The following is a 21,831-nucleotide window of genomic DNA, read 5'->3' as shown; positions in this document are numbered from 1 at the left end:
GTGGCCGACTAGGCTGGGCCGGGTGAGCATCCGCGACCCCCATCCGGCCCGGCGATGACGCCGCTGGTCCTCGCCCTTGCCGGGTTCGCGCTGCTCGACTCCCTCGACGTGCTGCTCGTCGGCGCGATCTCCGCGATCATCTACGACGCCCGCCTCGCCCGCCGCTCCCCGGTCCCTGGGGGCATCAGCTTCCTGCTAGGCGTGTTCGCCATGACCACCGCGTTCGGCCTGCTGACCGTGCTCGGGTTCAGCACGCTCGCCGATCGTGCCGGACTCACCATGACACCGGCACTGCGCTACTGGGGCGAGCTCGCGATCGGCGTGATCCTCATCGCCGTGGCCCTGATCCCCTCCTCCGATCGCCCGCCACCCTCCTGGGCGGTCCGCGTGCGCCGCAACCCGGCCCTGCTGCTCACCATCGGCGTGGCCATCGGCCTGGCGCAGGCACCCACCGCCGTGCCCTACCTCGCGGGCCTCGCCATGATCGCCGCCCACCAGCCCCTGCCGTTCTGGTGGCCGGTCATCGTGATCACCTACTGCCTCGTGGCGCTCATCCCGCCGATCATCGTGCTGGTCATGGGCACCCGCACCTCGTCCGCGGCACGGCGCCGCTACCTCACGGTGGCCCGGTTCATCACCCGGTATGGACCGCGAGCGGTGCGCATCATCTTCCTCGTCGCCGGAGCGCTCCTGATCCTTGACGCGCTCGTGCACCGCCAGCACCTGCTCTGAGCACGGGCACGCTACTCGCGCGCGAGGCGCCGGTCCCGCACCACGATCTCGCCATCGACCAGGACATCGCGCACATCGCCCGGCCGCGCCGAGTACACCAGCTCCGACCACGCATCCCCCAGGCCCGCGTGATGCGGCCCCGAGAGATCCACGATCTGCATCGTCGCGGAATGGCCCTCGGCGAGGACTCCGCCTCCTCGGATGCCGAGCGCCTCCGCGCCGTGACGAGTGGCCATCGCCAGCACCGCCCGCGCCCCGAGGGTCGCCGGATCATTCTCGCGGTTCTTGTGCAGCACCGCCGCGAGCCGCAGCGTGCTCCACATGTCCAGGCTGTTGCTGCTCACCGCGCCATCAGTGCCCAGGGCTACCCGCACCCCGGCGTCGAGCAGCGCGCGCACCGGCGCCACCCCGGATGCGAGCTTGAGGTTCGACCACGGGCAATGCGCGACCGTGGCGCCCGCCTCGGCGATCAGGGCGATATCGGTGGCCGTCAGGTGCACGGCGTGGGCGATGACGGTGCGGGAGGTGAGCAGGCCCGTCCGGGCGAGCACCTCGATCGGGGTGGCACCATGCTGCTCCCGCACGAGCTCGAGCTCCCCGGCGTTCTCCGCGGCGTGGACGTGGATGCGCGAACCGAGCTGCTCGGCGGTCCCGGCGATACGGCGCAGCTGCGCATCGTCGAGCGCGTACACGCTGTGCGGCATCAGCCAGGGCACCCGCTCCCCGGCGGCGGTGAGCGCGTCGAGCTTCTCCTCCACGGATCGCCGCTCGGGAGTGGGAAAGCCCGCGAAGGCCTCGCCGGTGTGCACGCGCAGCCCCAGATCGACGCCCGCCTTCACAGCACTATCCGGGAACCAATACATGTCGAGGGCATCGGTGGTGCCAGCGAGCAGGGACTCCCGGCACGCATCGGCCACGCCGTGATGGACCCGCTCGGGGGTGAGCGTGCGGGATTCCTCGCCCACCACGCGCTCGAGGAACGATTGCAGGTCCACATCGTCGGCAAGGCCCCGGAACAGTGTCATCGCGAGATGCGTGTGGGCATTGGCGAACCCGGGCAGGATCACGCAGCCGGAGGCGTCGATCACCGTATCGCCCGCCACGGGGGAGCCGTCGCCCTCGCTACCGATCGAGGCGATGCGGCCATCGCGCACCAGGATCGAGGAATCCTCGATCACCGTCGCGTCGTCATCCATCGTCAGCACGGTTCCACCGCGAACGACGATGCTGCCACTGCTCAGATTCTCGCCGGGGCTCACGCCAGCCAGTCTGCCAGCCACCGCATCCCCCGGTGCCAACTTGGCGCGGCACGATCAGCCCGGGCCCCGCGCCCGCCTTCCTTGGTGCACAATGAGCAGGAGCAACCGAGCGCAGCAGCAGTGGGTCACCAAGGAGAAACAGCATGATCCTCGTCACGGGCGGTACCGGGACACTAGGGGCGCACGTCGTCGATCAGCTGGTAGCGCGCGGGCACGCGGTCCGCGCCCTCAGCCGCAAGGCCCAGCCCGAGCGCGCAGGTGGCGCGGAATGGGCACTGGGTGATCTCGCGACGGGAGTGGGCATCGAGGCCGCTGTCACCGGAGTCGACACGATCATCCACTGCGCCTCCGCCACGGCCAAGCAAGGCACAAGCGACGCCAAGCAGGCCACCTGCCTGATCGAGGCGGCGCGGAAATCGGGCACGCCGCGGCTGATCTACATCTCCATCGTCGGGATCGATGAGGTGCCGATGCCGTACTACAAGCGCAAGGTGCTCGTCGAGCGGCTCATCGAGGGATCGCGGCTGCCGCACACCATCCTGCGAGCCACCCAGTTCCATGATCTGCCGACCATGCTGTTCCGGGCGCAGAAGCGCCTTCCGGTAGTAGTGGTCCCGGGCGCGCGGATCCAGCCGATCGAGGCGCGCGAGGTCGCCGCCCGGCTCGTCGAGCTCGCCGAGGACCCGGTGGACGGCAGGGCCGAGGATATGGGCGGACCCGAGGAGACCACGATCGAGCAGCTCGCCGAGCAGTACTTCGCGGCCCGGGCGAGCGACTCCGGAGCGGGCCAGGCCCGCCGCAAGAAGATCATCGTGGTGCCCGTCCCGGGCAGGATCGGCGCCGCGATCAATGAGGGCAAGCTGCTGTGCCCGGCCAACGCGGTAGGACAGGGAACCTACGCGGACTACCTCGCCCGGTAATCCGGCAGGGGCGCGGTGGGCCTAGCTGGAAACAGCCTGCGCCAACCGCTCCAGGGTTCGCGTGATGTTGGCCTCGGTGACGCCGGGGATCGAGCTCCGCTTGAGCAGGAAGCGCTGCTTGTCCTCGGAGATGTCCCACGTCTCGCGCACCAGCGTGCCCCCGTCGACGGGCTCGAGCTCATAGCGCCAGATACGGCCACCGACGAGCCCGCCGAATCCGGTGGTCTGCCAGGCGATGCGCTGCTGCGGCTCGAGCTCGATGACGGTGTTGACCGTCGAGTAGGCGACGCCCCACTTCATCGACATCCCGAACCGGGACCCCAGCTCGAGCGGCCTGGCGCCGCCGCGCGTGCCCTGCACGGTGCCTGAGCCATCGAATTCCGAATGCTTCGAGGCGTCGGCGAGCAACGCGAAGATGCGGGCGGGCTCGGCGTCGATGACACGCTCGACGGAGATCGTGTTGCCGTTCATGGGGTCCTTCCAACAAGGTTCGCGGGGGATGCGGCTCCCACGCTACCTGCGCTCAGGACATCGCGCCGAGCGGTGGGACGGGGCAGTGCAGCACCGCGCACACCGCGCGCACGAGCTCGCCCTCCTCGACGGTGAGGTGCTGGTCATGCAGCACAACGGTGACGAGCGCCTCGACGAGCCGGGCCTTGTCCTTTCCGCGCAGCCCATCAAGCACCGGCCACGCCTGCTCGAGCGCGATCACGCCCTCCGGGGGCAGCGAGAACGCGAGGCCCGTGCCGGGCAGGATCGTGGCCAGCCCGGAGTCGTAAGCCGCCTCGGCCTCGCCGGGATCCGGGTTGCCCACCCGCGCGAGGACGGCCAGCAGCATCGCGATCGCCGGGGCCGCCGACCGCAGGTCCTGCCGCTTGCCGCTCCAGGACGGCTTGTGGTGCATCGATTCGTGCAAGCCCGTGAACACCAGCGTGCCCAGGCTGTACTCGAACACGCTCACCTGCCCATCAGCGCCGATCAGCTCGCTGAGCACCGCCATGAGGCGCTCGAGCTCGTCGGGGGAGCGGTGGCGCAGCGCGGGGAAGGCGATCTCCACGACGGGGAGGCGCAGCCGGGGATCGAGGCTGGTGGTGGCCGTGCCACTGTGCCAGGCGGCATCCGCGAGACCGGGACCGAGCCGCTGGGCGAGGATCTGGTGCTGGGCGGCACGCACGCGCTGGTCTGCGGAGAGAAGCATCCCGCACACCAGGGCAATCACCCCCTCGGGGTCGTGTGCCTGCTCGACGAGCGGCTCGGGCAGCGCCCGGCGCAGCGCCTGGCCGTGCTCATAGGAGTCCGCGGTGGGGTCGCCGATGCGCTCGACGACCTGCTGGGCATCGACCTGCACGCGCCGAGGCGGAACCTGGCCCGCCTGCGCGCGGGTCGACGGAGGCGCTGCTTGTGGCTGGGCCTGGCGGGGGGATTGCGCGGGCATGCCGTCCTGCGGGGCCGCGAGGCCGAGGCGCTGGTCCTCCTCGAGCCCGTTGGGCGGGGCCGAGCGCCACTGGCTGCGCAGCGATTCGAGCCGCTGCTCGTCGAACCCGGGCTCGAGCAGCTTGATGCGCTCGACGAGCGGGGGATGGGTGGCGAACATCGACGAGAACCGCAGGCCCTCGCCGAACAGCATGTGGCTGACGTCCTCGGCCTTGGCGGAGCGCAGCCGCGAGCCCCCATCGAGGCCGCCGATCTTCTTCAGCGCGCCCGCGAGCCCCTCGGTCTGCCGGGTGAACTGCACCGCGGAGGCGTCGGCGAGGTGCTCGCGCTGCCGGGACACCGCCGCCTTGATGAGGCGCCCGAAGAACACGCCGATGTAGCCCGCCGCCATGACCACCAGGCCGACGAGGACGATGGGAACGGTATTGCTGTTCTTGCTCGAGCGGCCCGAGCCGCCCGCGTAGAAGGCGAGCCGCCCGACGATCGCGAGCGCGGTGATGCCGAACAGCACGCCGATGAGCCGGATGTTCAAGCGCATATCGCCGTTGACGACGTGGGCGAACTCGTGGGCGATGACGCCCTGCAGCTCATCGCGGTTGAGCCGCTCGAGCGCACCGGCGGTCACGGCGATGGCGGCATCGTTGGGGCTGTAGCCCGCGGCGAACGCATTGATGCCGCGCTCGTTGGGCATGATGAACAGCTCCGGCACCGGGGTGGAGGAGGCGATCGCGATCTCCTCGACGACGTTGCGGTAGCGGCGCAGGCGCGGATCAGTGGTGTTCTCCGGCACGGGGACCGCGCCAACGCTGCGGGCGACCGCGGGCCCTCCGCCATTGCGCAGCATGAGCGTGCGCACGAGCGAGACGCCGCCGATGATCGCGGCGGTGGCGATCGAGACCACCACAGCGAGCGTTGCCACCTCGGCGGGCGTTGCCCCGTTGGCGATCGACATGCCCCCGATCACGACGTTGATCACCACGATGATCGAGATCACCGCAAGGATGAACAGCAGCACGAGGCGCCGGGAGGACTTGCGGACCTCGATCTGGCGTTCGAAGAAGTTCATGGTTGACCCTCATCTGCGCGGGGTGGTGGGGCGGAACGTCCTGCTGGGGACGGACGCGGGGCGCCGCGCTGCCGGGCAGCGCGGCGCGAGCGCGCGTGTGGCCTAGAAGGAGATCTTCGGGACCTCGCGCGTCTCTGGGCCCTCGGCCTCGAGCAGCGCGGCGGGCTGGAAGTTGAACATCCCGGCGATAACGCTGCCCGGGAAGACCTCCCGCTTGATGTTGTAGGCGGTGACGGCATCGTTGAATGCCTGGCGGGCGAACGCGACCCGGTTCTCGGTGGAGGTGAGCTCCTCCGAGAGCTGCATCATGTTCTGGTTCGCCTTGAGGTCCGGGTAGGCCTCGGACAGGGCGAACATGCGCCCGAGCGACTGGGTCAGCTGGTTCTCCGCGCCCGAGAGCTCGCCCATCGCCTGCGGGTCGCCCGGCGCCTGGCGCGCGGAGTTCTGCGCGGTCACGGCACTGTTGCGGGCCTGGATGACGCCCTCGAGGGTCTCGCGCTCATGCTTGATGTAGCCCTTGGCGGTCTCCACGAGGTTCGGGATGAGATCGTGGCGGCGCGTGAGCTGCACGTCGATCTGGGCGAACGCGTTCTGGTAGCCATTGCGCCGGGTGACGAGCCCGTTGTAGATGCTCATGACCCAGAAGCCCAGGACGGCGATGACAATGACGACCAGCACGATGACTGCGATCAGGATTCCCACGGCAATCCCCTTCATGTACGGATTGGGTTCCGCACAATCGTCTCACGGCACGGGCCCTTCGGCGATGTCTTGCAGTGCCTGCAGGTGCTGGGCCCACTTCTCGTGGCCCTCTGGCGTGAGCGAGAGCCACGTGCGCGGCCGCTTTCCCACGTGTCCCTTCCTGATCCGCACCAGTCCTGCCTCCTCGAGCTGCGATGCCTGCTTGCTCAGCACGGAGTCGGAGACCTGCAGAAGGTCCCGGGCTTCGCGGAACTCCATCGAGTCGGCGTGCGCGAGCGCCGCGGCCAGCGAGAACCGGACGGGATGGTGGAGGAGATCGACGAGCCGGGCGCGCGGGTGCGGGGCGGGCGCGTCATCCACGGCGCGACTCCACGACCGCGCCAGCGATGCAGGCCAGGCCCACCGCGGTGGCAGCGATCGCCCAGTAGGCCAGGCTGCCGGCGAACCAGACGCTGCCGATGAGCAAGCCGACCATGTAGGTGGCGGCCCAGGCGGTGATGTAGAGGATCCAGCGGCGCCCGAACCCGCGCCTCGCCCCGCGTGCCCGGCCCATGGCAAACGCCATCAGCACGCCGACCCACGCGAGCATGCCAAGCACCACCGCGGTATTTCCGGCCGTGGGCGCATCGGGGCGGGTGGTCGTCCCGAAGGCCAGGAAGGCCATGGAAGTGGTAGCACCGAGGCCGAGCAGGAAGGCTATCCAGGGCCAGGCGGCGTCGTGGCTCGAGCGGGCGAGGAGGCGGGCCTCAGCGAGGAGCCGGTCGGCCTCGGTCGGGGAAGGTGGCACCCCACGGTTCATGTTGTCCATGGTTCGAGTATGGCAAGTACTTTCCAGAGTGGCAAGTGAAAAATTGGCGCCAACTGCTACCTCGCTGTTAACCCTGCGTAAATCCCTCCCGCGCAACCCCATCGAGGGCCCGGCTCGCCCCTTTCGGGTGCCGTCGAGGCTGCTAACGTCGTTGCCATCGCCTAGCCCGGCCGCAGCCCGGCATCGAGGAGGATCCATGCGCCTGACGCCGCACGAGCAGGAACGCCTGATGATCAGCTACGCCGCCGAGGTAGCGCGCCGCCGCCAGCAGCGCGGCCTTGTCCTGAACTACCCCGAGGCGATCGCGATCCTCACCGACCACGTGCTCGAGGGCGCTCGCGACGGTCGCACCGTCGCCGAGCTCATGGCATCGGGCCGGGAGGTCCTCGGCCGCGAGCAGGTAATGGAAGGCGTGCCCGAGATGATCCACGACGTACAGGTCGAGGCCACCTTCCCCGACGGCACCAAGCTAGTGACCGTCCACCACCCCATCTCCTGAGGAGCACCCCATGATTCCCGGAGAGATCCGCACCGCGCCCGGCGAGATCGAGCTCAGCCCCGGTGCGCCCCGCATCACCCTCGAGGTGACCAACGACGGCGATCGCCCCATCCAGGTCGGCAGCCACTTCCACTTCCCGCAGGCCAATGAGTCCCTGCGCTTCGATCGTGCTGCCGCCCACGGCTACCGCCTCGACGTCCCCGCCGGCACGGCCGTGCGCTTCGAGCCTGGCCTCGCCCACGCCGTGTCCCTCGTCGCCATCGGAGGAGCCCGCGAGGTGCACGGGCTCAGCCTCACCCCACCCGGAAAGCTGGACCGCTCATGACGTCGATCAGCCGCGCCCGCTACGCCGAGCTCTTTGGCCCGACAGCTGGCGACCAGGTCCGCCTCGCTGACACCAGCCTGTTCATCGAGATCACCGAGGACCGCAGCGGCGGCCCCGAGCGCGCAGGCGACGAGGCAGTCTTCGGCGGTGGCAAGGTCATCCGCGAGTCCATGGGCCAGGGTCGCGTCACCCGCGTGGACGGCGCTCCCGACACGGTTATCACCGGCGCGATCATCATCGACCACTGGGGCATCATCAAGGCCGACGTCGGCATCCGCGATGGTCGCATCAGCGGCATCGGCAAGGCGGGCAACCCCGACACCATGGACGGGGTCACTCCCTCGCTCGTCATCGGCCCGTCCACCGAGATCATCGCCGGAAACGGCAAGATCCTCACCGCGGGCGGCATCGACTGCCACGTCCACTTCATCTGCCCCCAGCTGCTCGAGGAAGGCATCAGCTCCGGGCTGACCACCATGATCGGAGGCGGCACCGGGCCCGCGGAGGGCTCCAAGGCCACCACCGTCACCCCCGGCGCCTGGCATCTCGCCCGCATGCTCGAGGCCCTCGATGCCTGGCCGATGAACATTGCCCTGCTCGGCCGCGGCAACACCGTCAGCGAGGATGCGATGTGGGAGCAGGTCCGCGCGGGCGCGTCCGGGCTCAAGCTCCACGAGGACTGGGGCTCCACGCCCGCCGCGATCGATGCCTGCCTGCGCGTCGCTGATGCATCCGGCATCCAGGTGGCGCTGCACTCCGACACCCTCAACGAGGCCGGGTACGTCGAGTCCACGCTCGGCGCCATCAAGGGCCGCAGCATCCATGCCTACCACACCGAGGGCGCGGGCGGCGGCCACGCGCCGGACATCATCACCGTCGCCGCGCACCCCAACGTGCTCCCGAGCTCCACCAACCCGACGCGGCCCTTCACCCGGAACACTGTCGACGAGCACCTCGACATGCTCATGGTCTGCCACCACCTCAGCCCGTCGATCCCCGAGGATCTCGCGTTCGCCGAGTCCCGCATCCGGCCCTCCACCATCGCCGCCGAGGACCTCCTCCACGACATTGGCGCCATCTCCATGATCGGCAGTGACTCGCAGGCCATGGGACGTGTCGGCGAGGTCATCTCCCGCACCTGGCAGTCCGCGCACATGATGAAGGTGCGCCGCGGCCCTCTACCCGGCGACGGGGGCGGCGACAACGCCGCGGACAACAATCGCGTGCGCCGCTACATCTCGAAGTACACGATCTGCCCCGCCATCGCCCATGGCCTCGACGGGGAGATCGGCTCCATCGAGAACGGCAAGCTCGCGGACCTCGTCCTGTGGGATCCGGCCTTCTTCGGCATCCGCCCCGATCTTGTCATCAAGGGCGGCGCCATTGCCTGGGCCGCGATGGGCGACGCCAATGCCTCGATCCCCACGCCGCAGCCCTACTTGCCCCGGCCCATGTTCGGCGCCTACCCCAAGGTCGCGGCAGGCACCTCGGTGCACTTCGTCGCGCCCGCCGCGCTCGACGCACACCTCTCGAGCCGCATCGCCTGCGACCGCCGCCTTGTCCCCGTCAGCAGCGCCCGCCAGATCGGCAAGGAGCACATGCCGCACAACAGCGCCATGCCGCGCATCGAGGTCAACCCCGATACCTTCGAGGTGCGCATCGACGGCGAGGTGTGGGAGGCCGAGCCCGCCACCGAGCTGCCGCTCGCCCAGCGCTACAACCTGTTCTAGGCCCGCGGCATGCTCACCGACCTGCTCGCGCTCGCCGACGCGCGCCTGCCCATCGGCGGCCACGTGCACTCCGGCGGCATCGAGGAAGCCATCACCAGCGGCATCGTCCACGACCTGCCCACTGTCGAGGCATTCCTCGCCCGCCGCATCCGCACCACCGGCCTGACCACCGCGTCGATCACCGCAGCGGTGGTCAACGGGCTGGAACCGGGCCTGGCGGATGCCGAGACCGATGCTCGCACCCCGTCCACTGCGGCCCGTGATGCCTCCAGGACCCAGGGGCGCGGCTTTGCCCGCCTCGCCCGCCGCGCCTGGCCCGGCCACGACTGGAGCAGCACCGGCCGCCGCCCCCACCTGCCCGTGATCACCGGCATCGTCGCGGGCCTGTGCCACCTCGATGCGCACCAGGCAGCCCTCGCGGTCATCTACACCACGATGACCAGCTCCGCCACCGCCGCGCAGCGGCTCCTCGCCCTCGACCCCGCCGACGCCGCCATCATCACCTTCGGGCTGTCGGGGCTGTGCGACGAGACTGCTCGCCAGGCCACCACTGGGCTGCACGCCCTCTCTGACCCCCTGCTCGACGTGCTCGCCGAGCGGCACATCCAGCGCGAGATGCCCTTGTTCGTCTCCTAGCGCCCCAGCTATCACCCCCGCCAGCCCTAGCACCACCGAGCCAGCACCAACGACGAAGGAGCGACCCCATGCCCCCGCACCTGATGGGCGGAGAACCCCACAGCCACGCCCCCGAGCGCGCCCGCCGCGAGCGCACCCCCGGCGAGCCCGTCCGCATCGGCATCGGCGGACCCGTGGGCTCCGGCAAGACCGCGCTCGTCGCCGCGCTCTGCCGCGAGCTGCGCGACGAGCTGTCCCTCGCCGTGCTCACCAACGACATCTACACCACCGAGGACGCGGACTTCCTGCGCCGCAACGCGGTCCTGCCCGACGAGCGCATCACCGCCGTCAAGACCGGTGGCTGCCCGCACACCGCGATCCGCGACGACATCACTGCGAACCTCGACGCCATCGACGACCTGATCGACGCGAACCCCCCGCTTGACCTGATCCTCGTCGAGTCCGGCGGCGACAATCTCACCGCCACGTTCTCGATGGGGCTGATCGATGTGCAGATCTTCGTCGTCGATGTTGCTGGCGGGGACAAGGTGCCCCGCAAGGGCGGGCCTGGTGTCACCTATTCGGACCTGCTGGTGATCAACAAGACCGATCTCGCCCCCATGGTCGGGGCCGATCTCGGCGTCATGGACCGCGACGCCAGCGCAGTCCGCGAGGGCAGGCCCACCGCGTTCACCTCCCTCACCGAGGATCCCGCGGCCACGCCGGTGCTGGAGTGGGTGCGCGCGCAGATCAGCAGGCTCACCGAGGTCCATGCGCACTGAGCTGATCATCGAGGCCAGCGCGGGCCGGGGCCCCCGGATTCATGCCCTAGGGGGCCTCGCCGTGCGCCAGACCGGGCCCGCCACGGTGCATCTCATCGGCACCGCCATCACACCGCTCGGTGGCGACCACATCGACATCACTCTCCGGCTCGGCCCCGGGACGCGCCTTGCCGTCCGTACCGTCGCGGCCACCGTGGCGCTGCCCGGCCGAGCGACGAGCAGGTCCACCTCCCGCTGGACCATCGAGCTCGGTGCTGGAGCGCACCTCGACCTCGTGCCCGAGCCCACCATCGTGGCCGGCACCGCAGTGCACGAGACCACCACGGCCATCACGGCCGCGCCCGATGCGACTGCCCGCATCAGCGAGCGCATCCAGATCGGCCGCACCGGCGAGACCGGGCAGGGCTCGTGGCAGGGCACCACCACCGCCCGCCTCGATGACGGAACCCCCGTGCTCGCCCACACACTGGTGCTCGGTGCCCGCGATGCGCTCGGCGCCGCCACCGCGCTCGATTCCGTGCTCGAGCTCGGCCGCCGCGCGCCCGAGCAGATCGAGCACAACACCGGGAGGAGCGTCCTCGACGGCGACCCCCGCGCGGCCCGCGCAGCGCTCGGCCTCCCGCATGGCGGAACGCTCACCACCTGGATCGGGGAGCGGCTGCCCCCACTGCGCGGCTGATCAATCGTTCAACGTTCCCGCAGCGCAAGGCCGGTTTCCTTGTCCTTGCGCCCGCGGACTTTCGTGGATCATGTTTAGACGAGCATTCCCGTGGAAATGCCTCTTGCATCAAGGCTAGCGCTTTGGCACGTGACATTGAATGCGTTATTGTGTGTCCTGTCAGGCTAGCCCTATGGCCGAAACGCCTCTCGGCCAACCATTTATTGGGAGGAGTTCAAGCATGACAACCGCACAGAATACAGTCGAAGATTTCTATCCCTCGCGCCTTGCCGCGCCGTCCGGGCCCGTGACGCGGCCGCATCCCACGGTGTGGGGCGAGCGCATGCCCGGCCCGTTCACCCCCGATGCCCTCGCGAGCTATGAATCCAAGGGATTCCACATCGAAGAGGGGCTCATCACCCCGGCACACGTGCAGAACTGCTGGTCCGAGGTGGAGCGGCTCGCGGCGGACCCCGAGCTGGCAAAGAGCGAGCTGATCGTGCGCGAACGCGGTTCCGACCGCGTGCGGTCGATCTTCTCGGTCCATGAGGTCAGCCCGCTGATCGACCAGCTCATCCGCACCCCCCGCATCCTCGACCGCGCCCGGCAGATCCTCGGCTCCGATGTCTATATTCATCAAAGCCGGATCAATTGCATGCCAGGATTCGCAGGAACCGGATTCTATTGGCATTCCGATTTCGAGACCTGGCACGCCGAGGACGGAATGCCATCCCCGCGCGCGGTAAGCATGTCCATTGCCTTGACCGACAATTTCGCATTCAATGGCGGTCTGATGCTCATGCCCGGCGCCCACCGCACATATGTGCCGTGCGCCGGAAAGACCCCGAAGGACAACTACAAGTCATCCCTCCAGGCCCAGCGCGTCGGCGTGCCCAGCGAGGAGGCCGTGACCAAGCTCGCCTACGAGTTCGGCATCGAGCAGTTCACCGGCCCCGCGGGCAGCGCCCTGTTCTTCGACTCGAACTCGATGCACGGATCGGCCAACAACATCACGCCCTATCCGCGCGCGAACATCTTCATCGTGTTCAACAGCGTCGAGAACACCCTGGAGGAGCCCTTCGCGGGGACACGTCCGCGCCCCGAGCACCTCGGCAGCCGCGACTTCACCCCGCTCGCCCCCAAGACCGGCACACCGTTCGAGTAAGCCCACCGAGCAGCGACCAGGGGCCGGGGCGCATCGCGCGTCCCTGGCCCCGGGAGCTCCTGTTCCTGCGGCTCGGTCAGCGCAGTCCCCATCAGCGCAGCCCCGGGGAGACGAGCACGCGCCGCGCCACCACGAACAGCCCGAGCACCAGGATCGACGCGGCCATCGCGAGCACGGCACCGCCGACCACGAGGGTGTAGTCACGGCGCGCCAGCCCGTCGATGATGTAGCGGCCGATGCCGCCGAAGCTCACCGCGGCCGCGATCGTCGCGGTCGCCACGACCTGCACGGCCGCGGTGCGCAATCCCACGAGCATCAGCGGCAGCGCCATCGGCAGCTCGACCTGCCACAGCACTTCCCGGCCCGTCATGCCCATGCCCCGCGCAGCGTCCGTGGTCGTCGGGGGCACCGCGCGCACGCCCTCATACGTATTGAGCAGGATCGGCGGCACCGCTAGGGCCACCAGCGGGATCAGCACTGGTCCGAGCCCGATGCCCAGCAGCACCACGAGCAGCACCAGCACGCCATAGGTGGGCAGCGCGCGCGCCGCGTTCGCCGTGGCACCCACGAGCAGCCCGGCGCGGCCACTGTGGCCCGTCCACAAGCCGATAGGCACCGCGATCCCCGCGGCGAGCAGCCAAGCGAGGATCGTGTACACCGCATGCTCGCCCACGCGTGCCGGGATGCCCGATGGGCCCGACCAGTTGCTGCTCGTGGAGAAGAAGTCCTGAAGCGAGAACCACAGCGACGTCACGCGCGCGCCCCCTGCTTGATCGTTGCCAGCGCCTTCCTCGGGCCCCACCGCCCGGCTGTGCCCGCCCGTGTCCACGGCGTCAGCATGCGCTGCGCGAGCACGAGTATCACGTCGATCACCAGAGCCATCCCGATGGTGGCGACGATCCCGATGACCGCGAGCTCTACCCGGTCGAGCTGTGCCGACGCGGTGAACAACGACCCGAACGCGCCCATCCCGATGAGGGCACCCACGCTGACCATGCTGATATTGGCCACCGTTGCCACGCGCAGCCCGGCCATCACCGCTGGAAGCGCGATCGGAAGGTCCACCGCGACCAGCCGCCGCGCCGGCCCCATGCCCATCGCGGTGGCGGACTGCCGCACCACTTCCGGCACCGACCGCAGCCCGTCCACGACATTGGGCACCAGCCCGGAGAGCGTGTAGAGGCCCAGCGGAATGATGACCGTGAGCGGCGCGATGCCGGTGAACGCGATGAGCAGCACGAAGAACGCCAGCGACGGCACTGCGTACAGGGCGCTCGCCACAGCAAGGACCGGGCCGTACAGCACTGGCCAGCGGATGCATGCCAGGCCCAGCGGCAGCGACAGCACCAGGCCGAGCAGCGAGGCCGAGAGCGCCATCAGCAGGTGCTCGCCCAGCAGCCCGGTGAAGGTACCGAGGTACGAAGGGATCTGCCAGCTCACCGGGCAGGCTCCAGGCTCGCGGCATGCACCGCGCGCACATGCTCGGCGATCGACTCCGCGCTCGCGGTGCCCAGGACGCGGCCCTCGTCGTCGAGCCCGATCGCGTGCCCGGCAGGGGAGAGCATCGCCGAGTCCAGCGCCGCCCGGAGGGTATCGGTGGCCGGGCGGAAGCCATGCCCGATAGGCAGCAGGGAGTCCCCGCCGCCCCGTCGCCAGCCCAGGGGGCGCGAGTCCGCATCGACGACAAGGCACCACGGTCCTGTCACGGCCTCGCCCTCCTTGATCACGTTCTCGCCCCGCAGCGGCAGTGCCCGGCCTGGATGGAACGACAGCAGCCGCACCCCGCGATCGACGCCGAGGAACTGCTCGACGAAGCGATCGGCGGGGCGCGCGAGCAACTCGGCGGGCGCGGCGTACTGCGCTAGCACACCACCGGGACGCAGCACCGCCACCCGATCACCGAGGGTGATGGCCTCATCGATGTCGTGAGTGACCAGCACGATCGTCTTGCGCAGCTCGGCCTGCAAGCGCAGCAGCTCGCGCTGCAGATCAGCGCGCACCACCGGATCCACCGCCGAGAATGGCTCGTCCATCAGCAGGATCGGCGGGTCGGCCGCGAGCGCCCGGGCCACCCCGACACGCTGCTGCTGCCCGCCAGAGAGCTGCGCCGGGTAGCGATCGCCCTGGCCGGCGGTGAGCCCCACGAGCTCGAGCAGCTCCCTCGCCCGCTTGCGCGCCACCGATCGCCGGTCCCCGAGCAGGCGAGGCACTGTCGCAACGTTGTCGAGCACCGTCCGGTGCGGGAACAGCCCGGCATTCTGGATCACGTAGCCGATGCCACGGCGCAGATCATGCGCGCGCCGCGTGGCGACATCGACGTCGTCGACGAGCACCCGGCCGTCGGTGGGCTCGACCATGCGGTTGATCATGCGCAGCGATGTCGTCTTGCCGCACCCCGAGGGCCCCACTAGCACCGTCAACGTGCCCGCGGGAACCTCGAGATCGAGGTGCTCGACGGCGGTCGTGCCATCGGGGTAGCGCTTGCCCACCCCCTCGAAGCGGATCACGCGAGCCCTTGCTCAGCGAGCCACTCGGCGGCGACCTCGTTGACATCACGCTGATCAGTGATGACCGACGCCAGCAGTCCGGCGAGGGTATCGGTGGTCAACTGCGCCGATACCTCGTTGGCGCGGTCCACCGCATCGTCGCCGAGCGCTCCCTTCGACACCAGGGGCGTGATGTTCTGCGCGCCGAACACGGACTCGGTGTCCTCGAGCACCACGAAAGGCCTGGACGACAGCGCCGGATCGGTCGAATAGATGTTGGCGACATCGATATCGCCGCGCGCGAGCGCGGAGATCGTCAGCGGCCCGGAGTTGTCGGTGGAAACGAACTCCCCGAACACCACCCCATACGTCTCCTCGATGCCCACGAGGCCCTGCTCGCGCGTCTCGAACTCCGGGGCCGCGCCCACGCGCATGTCCCCGGCCACGGGTGCGAGATCCGCGATGGTATCGAGATCGAACCGGTCCGCGGTGTCCTCGGTGACCACCAGCGCATCGACGTTCTGGGCAGAGGCAGAATCAAGGATCTCGAGCCCCTCCGGGAGCGCCTCGGCGAGCGCGGCATTGATCTCCTCGGTGCTCCGCGCCGTCGCGTCCTCCTCGAGGTAGGCGAGCAGCGCCCCGTTGTACTCGGGCATGAGGCTGATCGCGCCAGCCTCGACCTGGCCGTAGTAGATCTCGCGGCTACCGATGTTGTAGGTCCGCTCCACCTCGGCACCCGTCGCCTCGAGCGCCTGCGCATAGATCTCGGCGAGCAGCACGCTCTCGGGGAAGTTCGCCGAGCCCACCACGATATCCCCGCTGCCACCGCTGCCCTCGCCCTCGGTCAACGGATTGCCACCCTCCCCGACGCAGGCGCCCAGCGTCGCGCTGATCGCGAGAACCGCTGCGCCCGCGAATGATCGGGTGAGGAAACTGCGTCGGGCACCATGCATGGGCTTGCCTCCTAGCCTGTGAGCGGGCCGGATGCCCGCTACCCTCCACCGTTACCGACGAGGACGCGCGAAGTTGCCGCAATCGCCGAAATCGTTATCGACCGGGCACGTCGAGCGGCCGGGGCGCGCTAGCCACCGAGGCCGCTGCCCCGCAGGGCCTGCTCGGGCGCGGGGCCGAGAACGGCGTCGACGAACGACCGGGCATCCTGCGCGGAGGCCTCGAGAACGCCGCCATGGTCCACGCCCGGATAGGTGCGCAGCGTGACAGGACCACCGCTGGAATGGATCTGGTCGGCGAGGCCGATGGGCCCGCTCGGGGGCAGGGAGTCGTCAAGGCCCTGCGCCACGAGGATCCGCGTGACGTAGCCGGTGCTGCGCAGCCCGAGGTACTCGGTGGCGGCACCGACGAGCCCGGGCACCCCGCGCAGCGGGCGGGCGAGGATCTCATCGAGCCGAACGCCGTCGAGCCTGCCAGCGAGCTCGCCGCTGCATTGGTGCTCGGCGCTCGCGAGCAGTTGTCGCCCCTGCCCGGTCAGCGCATCCGCGATGGGCACCTGCGGATAGGTATCGGCGAGCCCCGCGAGGATATAGAGCAGGAACGCGGTCTCGTGCCCGGGCAGCGAGCGCGCCTCGGGCGTGCCGTTGTCGAGCAGCAGAGGCAGCGGGACCGCCGGGGCGAGCGCCACCACTCCCCGCAGGCCATCAGTGCTCGCTTCCGGTTGCCGCGCGAGCTCGATGACCGCGTGACCGCCCTGCGAGTGCCCGATCGCCACCCAGTCGCGGGACAATCGCAGGTTCAAGGACCGAGCAGCACGCACGGAGTCCGCGACGCTGCTCGCCGCCGAGCCTCCATGCAGATAGGGGTGGATGCCGGGCGTGCCCAGCCCGGCATAGTCGGTGGCCACGATCGCGAAGCCCTGCCGCAACCAGTACCCCGGATAGTCCCGGTCCGCTGCCGGATCAGTGGACGGCGCGCAGCCGTCGCCGATGCCGGTGGTGCCGTGCGCCCAAGCGATGACGGGCCAGCCGCCCGGCGGTGGCGTGCCCTCGGGCACTTGCACGGTGGCGTTGGACAAGGCGGCGTCCCCGCGCGCGCTCGTCGTGGCGTAGGTCATGCGGTACGCGTGCCCGGCGCCGGGGAGGCGGATCCCCGGGTCGAGCGCGGAGGACTCCACGATGCCGCCCGCGGCGGGCATCACCGCGGCGGGCCCGCGCGAATCGATCCCCGGTGGGGGCGCGGCAACCGCAGCGGGCGCGGCGGTCAGCATGACGGGCGCGCAGGCCGCTGCAATAGCGACCAGGGCAAGACCCGGCATGCGGCGGGCGCGGAGGCTCATGAGCATGGCGTCCACGCTAGGCGAGGATCACGGGAGGGCCTACCGCCACGGCGCGAGGAGACCGAGCTGTTGCACGAAAGATGAATGGGTGCAAGCCTTTTCACTCTGAGCGTGTGGGCCCGGTCACAGCGTGGCTGCCCGATGATCCATGTCACCCCGAGCGGCTACCATCACGGCGACCCATCAAGCGCCGGCGCTCGAGCAGCCACTAGATGCAAGGAGCAGCACCATGACAGCAACCGCCGTGAACCACGACACGGTGCATGACGACACGGTGCGCGCGCGCTACGTCCTCGGCAGCCTCGCGGTCGCCGCCATGCTTGTCCTCGCGGGGCTGCTGCTCAACTGGTTGATCGCGCCGGACGAGGATTTTGTGTTCGTCGAGGGAGTATCGGCGCTCGCGGTGCTCTACGTCATCGCGCAGGGCGTCGAGCGGATCAACGAGATGCTGGTCTCCGTACTCGACTTTGTGTTCGGGCGGTTCGGCGCGATGTTCCCGGAGTCGCGGAAGGTGGCGGCGGAGCGGGTGCTTCGCGAGCAGCGGGCGGCGGCACGGTCAGGCGTGGCCGGCGGGGGCGTCGATCCAGGCGCGGTCATCGCCGCCGAGTCCGCGGTGCGGGCGGCACGCCGGGAGCTGCGCATCCTCACCGCCGTGGTGGGCTTCGGGCTGAGCTTCCTCTTCCTTGCCGCGCTCGATACCGGGCTGTTCGAGGTGACGATCCGCTCGCCGCACGTTCCGATGGCCATCGACTGGGTGCTCTCCGCCGCGGTGCTGGTTGGCGGTGCCACCGCGCTGCATGACTTCATCAGCACGCTGCGTGGCTCGAAGGAGCGCAGCGAGTCCCTCGCGTCGTAGGGCCCGGGGCCGGGTATGAGGCGCCTCCCGGCCAGGTCCGAGCGCTCATCGGGCGAGGTCCGAGTGCGCGACGGCCAGGGCAACGCAAAAGCACCGGAAGTCGCATCAAACCCGAGACGATTTCTCTCGCGTTTGACAGCTTCCGGTGCTTTTGGGTCTTGAGGAGGGGCCAGCGCCTAGAGTTCTGGCCCCCGGCGCCGAGCGAGCGGCCCTATCCGCCGATGGCGGGGCCGAGCACGCGCCAGGAATCACGCATCTGGTGCTCGAACAAACCCCACGTGTGCGCGCCGGTGTCCTGCCGCGTGTAGGTGTGCGGGATCCCCATCTGGGTGAGCTGGTTGGCGAACGCTGCCGTGCATGCTCCGGTCGCGCCCTCGATGATTCCTGCGCCGAGGGCCTGCAGGCCGGGGTTGAGGCCGGTGGAGAAGTCCCGATCGCCAGGGATGCCGGATGCCGCGGCGAGATAGATCGCCTTGCCGCGGAGGCGATCGGCGTTGAGCGAGGGGTCATGCTCGTACCAGCCCGGTGCGGTGGGAGGCCCGTAGGCGTTGAACACGTTGCCGCCGCCGAACGCGACGACCGCGGCGTAGGTGGCGACGGATTCCGGCGAGCTGACGCGCGGGCAGCCGCTGTAGGAGGCGACGGCCTGGAAGCGGCCCGGCGCCTGGATCCCGAGATCAAGGGCGGAGGCACCGCTCAGCGACAGCCCGCCCACGGCGTTGCGGCCCGTGGAGGGGAACGTCGCGTCGATCACCGAGGGCAGCTCGTGGCTGAGGTAGGTGATCCACTTGTTGCGGCCGAGGATCGGGTCGTCGGTATTCCAGTCGGTGTAGAGGCTGTAGCGGCCGCCGATGGGGCTGACCACCTTGACGTGCTTGTTGGCGAAGAAGTCCTCGAGGTTGGTGGAGCGGAACCAGCTGTTGGCCTCCTGGCCGCCGTCGACACCGGGCAGCAAGTACAGCGAGGGGCTCGCCGCGCCACGGTTGGCGGGCAGGAACACCTCGTTGGGGATCACCTTGTTCATCGAGGGGGAGTACACGTGCACGATCGCGAACCGGTCGGTGACCCAGTCGATGCGGTCGACGCGGGGCGCGGCGGAGGCGGGGGCAGCGCCGAGCAAAGGCACGATGAGCGCGAGCAGGGCGATGACTATCCCGCCGATGCTCCGGCGCGACCGCCGTTGATGTGTAGCTGCCCGCATCCCTGACCTCCCAATATGATCCACGCCGCAATGGTGGCAGCGCTATGACGTGAGACAACTATAAAGGCAGCGCGCCGCCGACGTGGTGCGGGCAGCGGAATCCGATGCCGGAATGCTAGTGGCTGACCACTGCCTTGAGGAAGGAACGGGTGCGCTCGTGCGCGGGATCGGTGAAGATCTGCTCGGGCGGCCCGTCCTCGAGGACCCGGCCCTTGTCGAACATCATCACGCGATCGGAGACGTCGCGAGCGAACTGCATCTCATGGGTGACGATCAACATGGTGATGTCAGTGCTGTTGGCGATGTCGCGCAGCACGTTGAGCACACCGACCACCAGCTCGGGGTCGAGCGCGGAGGTCACCTCGTCGAGCAGCAGGATCTCGGGATCCATGGCGAGGGCCCGGGCGATCGCGACGCGCTGCTGCTGCCCGCCGGAGAGCTGGGTGGGGTGCGCGTTCTCCTTGTCGGCGAGCCCGACGAGATCGAGCAGCTCGCGCGCCCGGTCGCGCGCGGTGGCCTTGTCGCGGCCGAGGACATGCACGGGCGCCTCGGTGAGGTTCTCCATCACGGTCATGTTCGGGAACAGGTTGAAGTGCTGGAAGACCATGCCGATGCGGCGGCGCGCGACGCGCAGGTACTTCTCGCTGGCGGGCACGAGCTTGCCGCGGCGCTGCTCGTGGGAGAACGGCTGCCCGCCGACCCAGATCACGCCGTCGTTGAGGGTCTCGAGCGTCATCAGCAGCCGCAGGATGGTGGTCTTGCCCGAGCCGGAGGGGCCGATGAGGGTGACGCGCTCGCCCCGGTCGATGGCGAAATCAAGGTGGTCGAGCACGACGTTGTCACCGAAGCGCTTGAGCACGTTGTCGAACCGGATCATGGGTTCATCCCCGGTTCCGCGTGATCCGGGCTCGCTTGCTGCGGGGTCAGCCTGGCTTCTGGGCATAGCGATCCTCCAGTTTGCGGATGAAGTAGGCGGTGACGAGGCTCGCGACGAGGAAGATCACGCCGGCGAGAGTGATCGCCTCGACATAGCGGAACGTCTGCGCCCCGTACTGCTGCGCGCGCGTGACCATCTCGGCCACGAAGATGACGAACAGGAACGGGGTGTCCTTGAACATCGAGACGGCGTAGTTGCCGAGCGAGGGGATGATCCGGCGGATGGCCTGCGGCAGGATCACGGCCCGCCAGGTGCGCCCCGGCGGCAGCGACAGAGCGCGTGCGGCCTCCCACTGTCCCTTGGGCACGTCCTCGATGCCCGCGCGGTAGACCTCCGCCATGTAGGCCGAGTAGTGCACCCCGAGCACGATGATGCCGACCTGCAGGCCCGAGACGCTCGGGGGCACCGCGTAGAAGACGAACAACAGCTGCACCACCAGCGGCGTCAGGCGGATGAACTGCATGATCGCGGCCAGGGGGAAGCTAACCCATCCCGGCAGCGTGATCCGCAGAACCGCCACCACCAGGCCCAGCGCCGCGGCGATGCCGAAGCCGAGCACAGTGGCGAGCAAGGTGATGCGGAAGCCCTCGAGCAGCACGGGCAGCGCGTCCCAGGCGGTGTTCCAGTTCCACATGGCTGCTCCTCACCGTGCCTTCGCGGGGATGACGGTATCGGGGTCGAGCCGCAGGATCTCGCGCATCGAGGGGCCGCGGCCGAGCTTGTGCTTGGCCCGTGCCTCGACAAGATGGACGCCAAAGGTGAGGAGCAGCGCGATGATGAAGTAGACGATCAGGGCGAAGCCGAACGCGAAGAACGTGTCGCCAGTGGTCTCGCGCAGCCGGTCCACCTGGAACGTCAGGTCCTGCAAGGTGATGGTGGTGACCACGGCGGTGCCCTTGAGCAGGTGGATGAGCAGGTTGCCGAGCGCCGGGATCATCAGCACCCACGCCTGGGGGAAGATCACGCGGCGCATGCGCTGCACGGGGCCGAAGCCCATCGCGACGGTTGCTTCCCACTGCACGCGCGGCACCGCGTTGATCGAGCCGCGCACCACCTCGGCGCCGTACGCGCCATAGTTGAGGCCGAGCGCGAGGATGCCGACGACGATCGGCTCGAGGCGCACCCCGAAGGCAGGCAGCACGAAGAACAACCAGAACAACTGCACGAGCAGCGAGGTGCCACGGAAGACCTCGATGATGGAGCGGGCCGACCACCGCACGGGCCACTGGCGGGCCCGCGCGGACAGCCCGAGCACGATCGCCACGAGCAGCGCGAGCGCCGCCCCGCCGAGCGTCAACTGCACCGTGATGAGGATGCCGTCGATGATGCGGGGAGCGGCGTCGCGCAGCGCGTCGAAGTTGCTCAT

At 69.5% G+C, this 21,831-nt stretch carries 25 protein-coding genes; 10 read left to right on the top strand and 15 right to left on the bottom strand.

Going from position 1 to position 21,831, the window contains the following annotated elements; genetic code table 11:
- Positions 1–54 precede the first annotated feature (54 nt).
- Entirely contained in the window at positions 55–732 is a 678-nt protein-coding gene (locus QC765_RS01025; RefSeq protein ID WP_278312556.1) for a GAP family protein, read from the top strand.
- A gap of 11 nt (positions 733–743) precedes the next feature.
- On the opposite strand, the gene QC765_RS01020 is transcribed toward QC765_RS01025, so the two are convergent.
- Positions 744–1,991, bottom strand: coding sequence for an amidohydrolase (locus QC765_RS01020; protein ID WP_278312555.1), 1,248 nt, complete (start codon positions 1,989–1,991; stop codon positions 744–746).
- A gap of 143 nt (positions 1,992–2,134) precedes the next feature.
- Between QC765_RS01020 and QC765_RS01015 the strand changes: the two genes are divergently transcribed.
- Complete coding sequence (locus QC765_RS01015; RefSeq protein ID WP_278312554.1) at positions 2,135–2,911, top strand: SDR family oxidoreductase; 777 nt, start codon at positions 2,135–2,137, stop codon at positions 2,909–2,911.
- A 21-nt stretch (positions 2,912–2,932) separates the two neighbouring features.
- On the opposite strand, the gene QC765_RS01010 is transcribed toward QC765_RS01015, so the two are convergent.
- The 5 genes from QC765_RS01010 to QC765_RS00990 form a co-directional block, all read right to left on the bottom strand.
- Positions 2,933–3,382: an SRPBCC family protein gene (locus QC765_RS01010; protein WP_278312553.1), complete on the bottom strand. Its 450-nt coding sequence runs from the start codon at positions 3,380–3,382 to the stop codon at positions 2,933–2,935.
- A 52-nt stretch (positions 3,383–3,434) separates the two neighbouring features.
- Positions 3,435–5,411, bottom strand: coding sequence for a M48 family metallopeptidase (locus QC765_RS01005; protein WP_278312552.1), 1,977 nt, complete (start codon positions 5,409–5,411; stop codon positions 3,435–3,437).
- A 102-nt stretch (positions 5,412–5,513) separates the two neighbouring features.
- Positions 5,514–6,128 (bottom strand): LemA family protein, encoded by a 615-nt coding sequence (locus QC765_RS01000; protein WP_278312551.1) that lies wholly within the window; start codon positions 6,126–6,128, stop codon positions 5,514–5,516.
- 27 nt (positions 6,129–6,155) lie between these two features.
- A complete protein-coding gene (locus QC765_RS00995; protein ID WP_278312550.1) occupies positions 6,156–6,473 on the bottom strand; it encodes a winged helix-turn-helix domain-containing protein in 318 nt (105 codons plus the stop codon).
- The gene (locus QC765_RS00990) at positions 6,466–6,921 is read right to left on the bottom strand and encodes a hypothetical protein (RefSeq protein ID WP_278312549.1); all 456 of its coding nucleotides are present in this window, start codon (positions 6,919–6,921) and stop codon (positions 6,466–6,468) included. Before QC765_RS00990 ends, QC765_RS00995 begins: the two co-directional genes overlap by 8 nt.
- Positions 6,922–7,117: 196 nt before the next feature.
- On the opposite strand from QC765_RS00990, the gene QC765_RS00985 reads away from it, so the two are divergent.
- The 7 genes from QC765_RS00985 (at position 7,118) to thpD (ending at position 12,695) form a co-directional block, all read left to right on the top strand.
- Positions 7,118–7,420: an urease subunit gamma gene (locus QC765_RS00985; protein WP_278312548.1), complete on the top strand. Its 303-nt coding sequence runs from the start codon at positions 7,118–7,120 to the stop codon at positions 7,418–7,420.
- Positions 7,421–7,430: 10 nt separating this feature from the next.
- Positions 7,431–7,745 carry an urease subunit beta gene (locus QC765_RS00980; RefSeq protein WP_278312547.1) on the top strand — a complete coding sequence of 105 codons (315 nt, stop codon included), beginning with the start codon at positions 7,431–7,433 and terminating at the stop codon, positions 7,743–7,745.
- Positions 7,742–9,475 carry an urease subunit alpha gene (locus QC765_RS00975; protein WP_278312546.1) on the top strand — a complete coding sequence of 578 codons (1,734 nt, stop codon included), beginning with the start codon at positions 7,742–7,744 and terminating at the stop codon, positions 9,473–9,475. Before QC765_RS00980 ends, QC765_RS00975 begins: the two co-directional genes overlap by 4 nt.
- A 9-nt stretch (positions 9,476–9,484) precedes the next feature.
- The gene (locus QC765_RS00970; RefSeq protein WP_278312545.1) at positions 9,485–10,111 is read left to right on the top strand and encodes an urease accessory protein UreF; all 627 of its coding nucleotides are present in this window, start codon (positions 9,485–9,487) and stop codon (positions 10,109–10,111) included.
- A gap of 68 nt (positions 10,112–10,179) precedes the next feature.
- Positions 10,180–10,872: an urease accessory protein UreG gene (gene ureG, locus QC765_RS00965; RefSeq protein ID WP_278312544.1), complete on the top strand. Its 693-nt coding sequence runs from the start codon at positions 10,180–10,182 to the stop codon at positions 10,870–10,872.
- Positions 10,862–11,551, top strand: a complete 690-nt coding sequence (locus tag QC765_RS00960) for an urease accessory protein UreD (RefSeq protein WP_278312543.1) — start codon at positions 10,862–10,864, stop codon at positions 11,549–11,551. Before ureG ends, QC765_RS00960 begins: the two co-directional genes overlap by 11 nt.
- Before the next feature lie 220 nt (positions 11,552–11,771).
- Positions 11,772–12,695, top strand: a complete 924-nt coding sequence (gene thpD / locus QC765_RS00955) for an ectoine hydroxylase (RefSeq protein WP_278312542.1) — start codon at positions 11,772–11,774, stop codon at positions 12,693–12,695.
- A 91-nt stretch (positions 12,696–12,786) separates the two neighbouring features.
- Here thpD and QC765_RS00950 read toward each other — a convergent pair whose 3' ends face one another.
- The 5 genes from QC765_RS00950 to QC765_RS00930 all read right to left on the bottom strand — a co-directional run bounded on the left by QC765_RS00950 (position 12,787) and on the right by QC765_RS00930 (position 17,477).
- The gene (locus QC765_RS00950; RefSeq protein WP_278312541.1) at positions 12,787–13,524 is read right to left on the bottom strand and encodes an ABC transporter permease; all 738 of its coding nucleotides are present in this window, start codon (positions 13,522–13,524) and stop codon (positions 12,787–12,789) included.
- The gene (locus tag QC765_RS00945; protein ID WP_278312540.1) at positions 13,446–14,135 is read right to left on the bottom strand and encodes an ABC transporter permease; all 690 of its coding nucleotides are present in this window, start codon (positions 14,133–14,135) and stop codon (positions 13,446–13,448) included. Before QC765_RS00945 ends, QC765_RS00950 begins: the two co-directional genes overlap by 79 nt.
- A complete protein-coding gene (locus tag QC765_RS00940) occupies positions 14,132–15,202 on the bottom strand; it encodes an ABC transporter ATP-binding protein (RefSeq protein WP_278312539.1) in 1,071 nt (356 codons plus the stop codon). The genes QC765_RS00945 and QC765_RS00940 overlap by 4 nt, the downstream gene beginning before the upstream one ends.
- Positions 15,199–16,134, bottom strand: coding sequence for an ABC transporter substrate-binding protein (locus QC765_RS00935; protein WP_278312538.1), 936 nt, complete (start codon positions 16,132–16,134; stop codon positions 15,199–15,201). Before QC765_RS00935 ends, QC765_RS00940 begins: the two co-directional genes overlap by 4 nt.
- A 128-nt stretch (positions 16,135–16,262) precedes the next feature.
- Positions 16,263–17,477: an alpha/beta hydrolase family protein gene (locus QC765_RS00930; RefSeq protein WP_278312537.1), complete on the bottom strand. Its 1,215-nt coding sequence runs from the start codon at positions 17,475–17,477 to the stop codon at positions 16,263–16,265.
- Between the two features lie 223 nt (positions 17,478–17,700).
- Between QC765_RS00930 and QC765_RS00925 the strand changes: the two genes are divergently transcribed.
- A complete protein-coding gene (locus QC765_RS00925; RefSeq protein ID WP_278312536.1) occupies positions 17,701–18,327 on the top strand; it encodes a hypothetical protein in 627 nt (208 codons plus the stop codon).
- A 211-nt stretch (positions 18,328–18,538) separates the two neighbouring features.
- Here QC765_RS00925 and QC765_RS00920 read toward each other — a convergent pair whose 3' ends face one another.
- The 4 genes from QC765_RS00920 to ehuC form a co-directional block, all read right to left on the bottom strand.
- Positions 18,539–19,528: an alpha/beta hydrolase gene (locus QC765_RS00920; RefSeq protein WP_278312535.1), complete on the bottom strand. Its 990-nt coding sequence runs from the start codon at positions 19,526–19,528 to the stop codon at positions 18,539–18,541.
- A gap of 115 nt (positions 19,529–19,643) precedes the next feature.
- Positions 19,644–20,405, bottom strand: a complete 762-nt coding sequence (ehuA, locus tag QC765_RS00915; protein WP_278312771.1) for an ectoine/hydroxyectoine ABC transporter ATP-binding protein EhuA — start codon at positions 20,403–20,405, stop codon at positions 19,644–19,646.
- Positions 20,406–20,451: 46 nt separating this feature from the next.
- Positions 20,452–21,099: an ectoine/hydroxyectoine ABC transporter permease subunit EhuD gene (gene ehuD, locus QC765_RS00910; protein ID WP_278312534.1), complete on the bottom strand. Its 648-nt coding sequence runs from the start codon at positions 21,097–21,099 to the stop codon at positions 20,452–20,454.
- A gap of 9 nt (positions 21,100–21,108) precedes the next feature.
- The gene (gene ehuC, locus QC765_RS00905) at positions 21,109–21,831 is read right to left on the bottom strand and encodes an ectoine/hydroxyectoine ABC transporter permease subunit EhuC (protein ID WP_278312533.1); all 723 of its coding nucleotides are present in this window, start codon (positions 21,829–21,831) and stop codon (positions 21,109–21,111) included.

Origin of the sequence: Hoyosella levis, from assembly GCF_026008515.1 — a bacterium.
GTDB lineage: Bacteria > Actinomycetota > Actinomycetes > Mycobacteriales > Mycobacteriaceae > Lolliginicoccus > Lolliginicoccus levis.
Note: the sequence above shows the minus strand (reverse complement) of the source record. Positions and strands in the feature narration are given on the sequence as shown.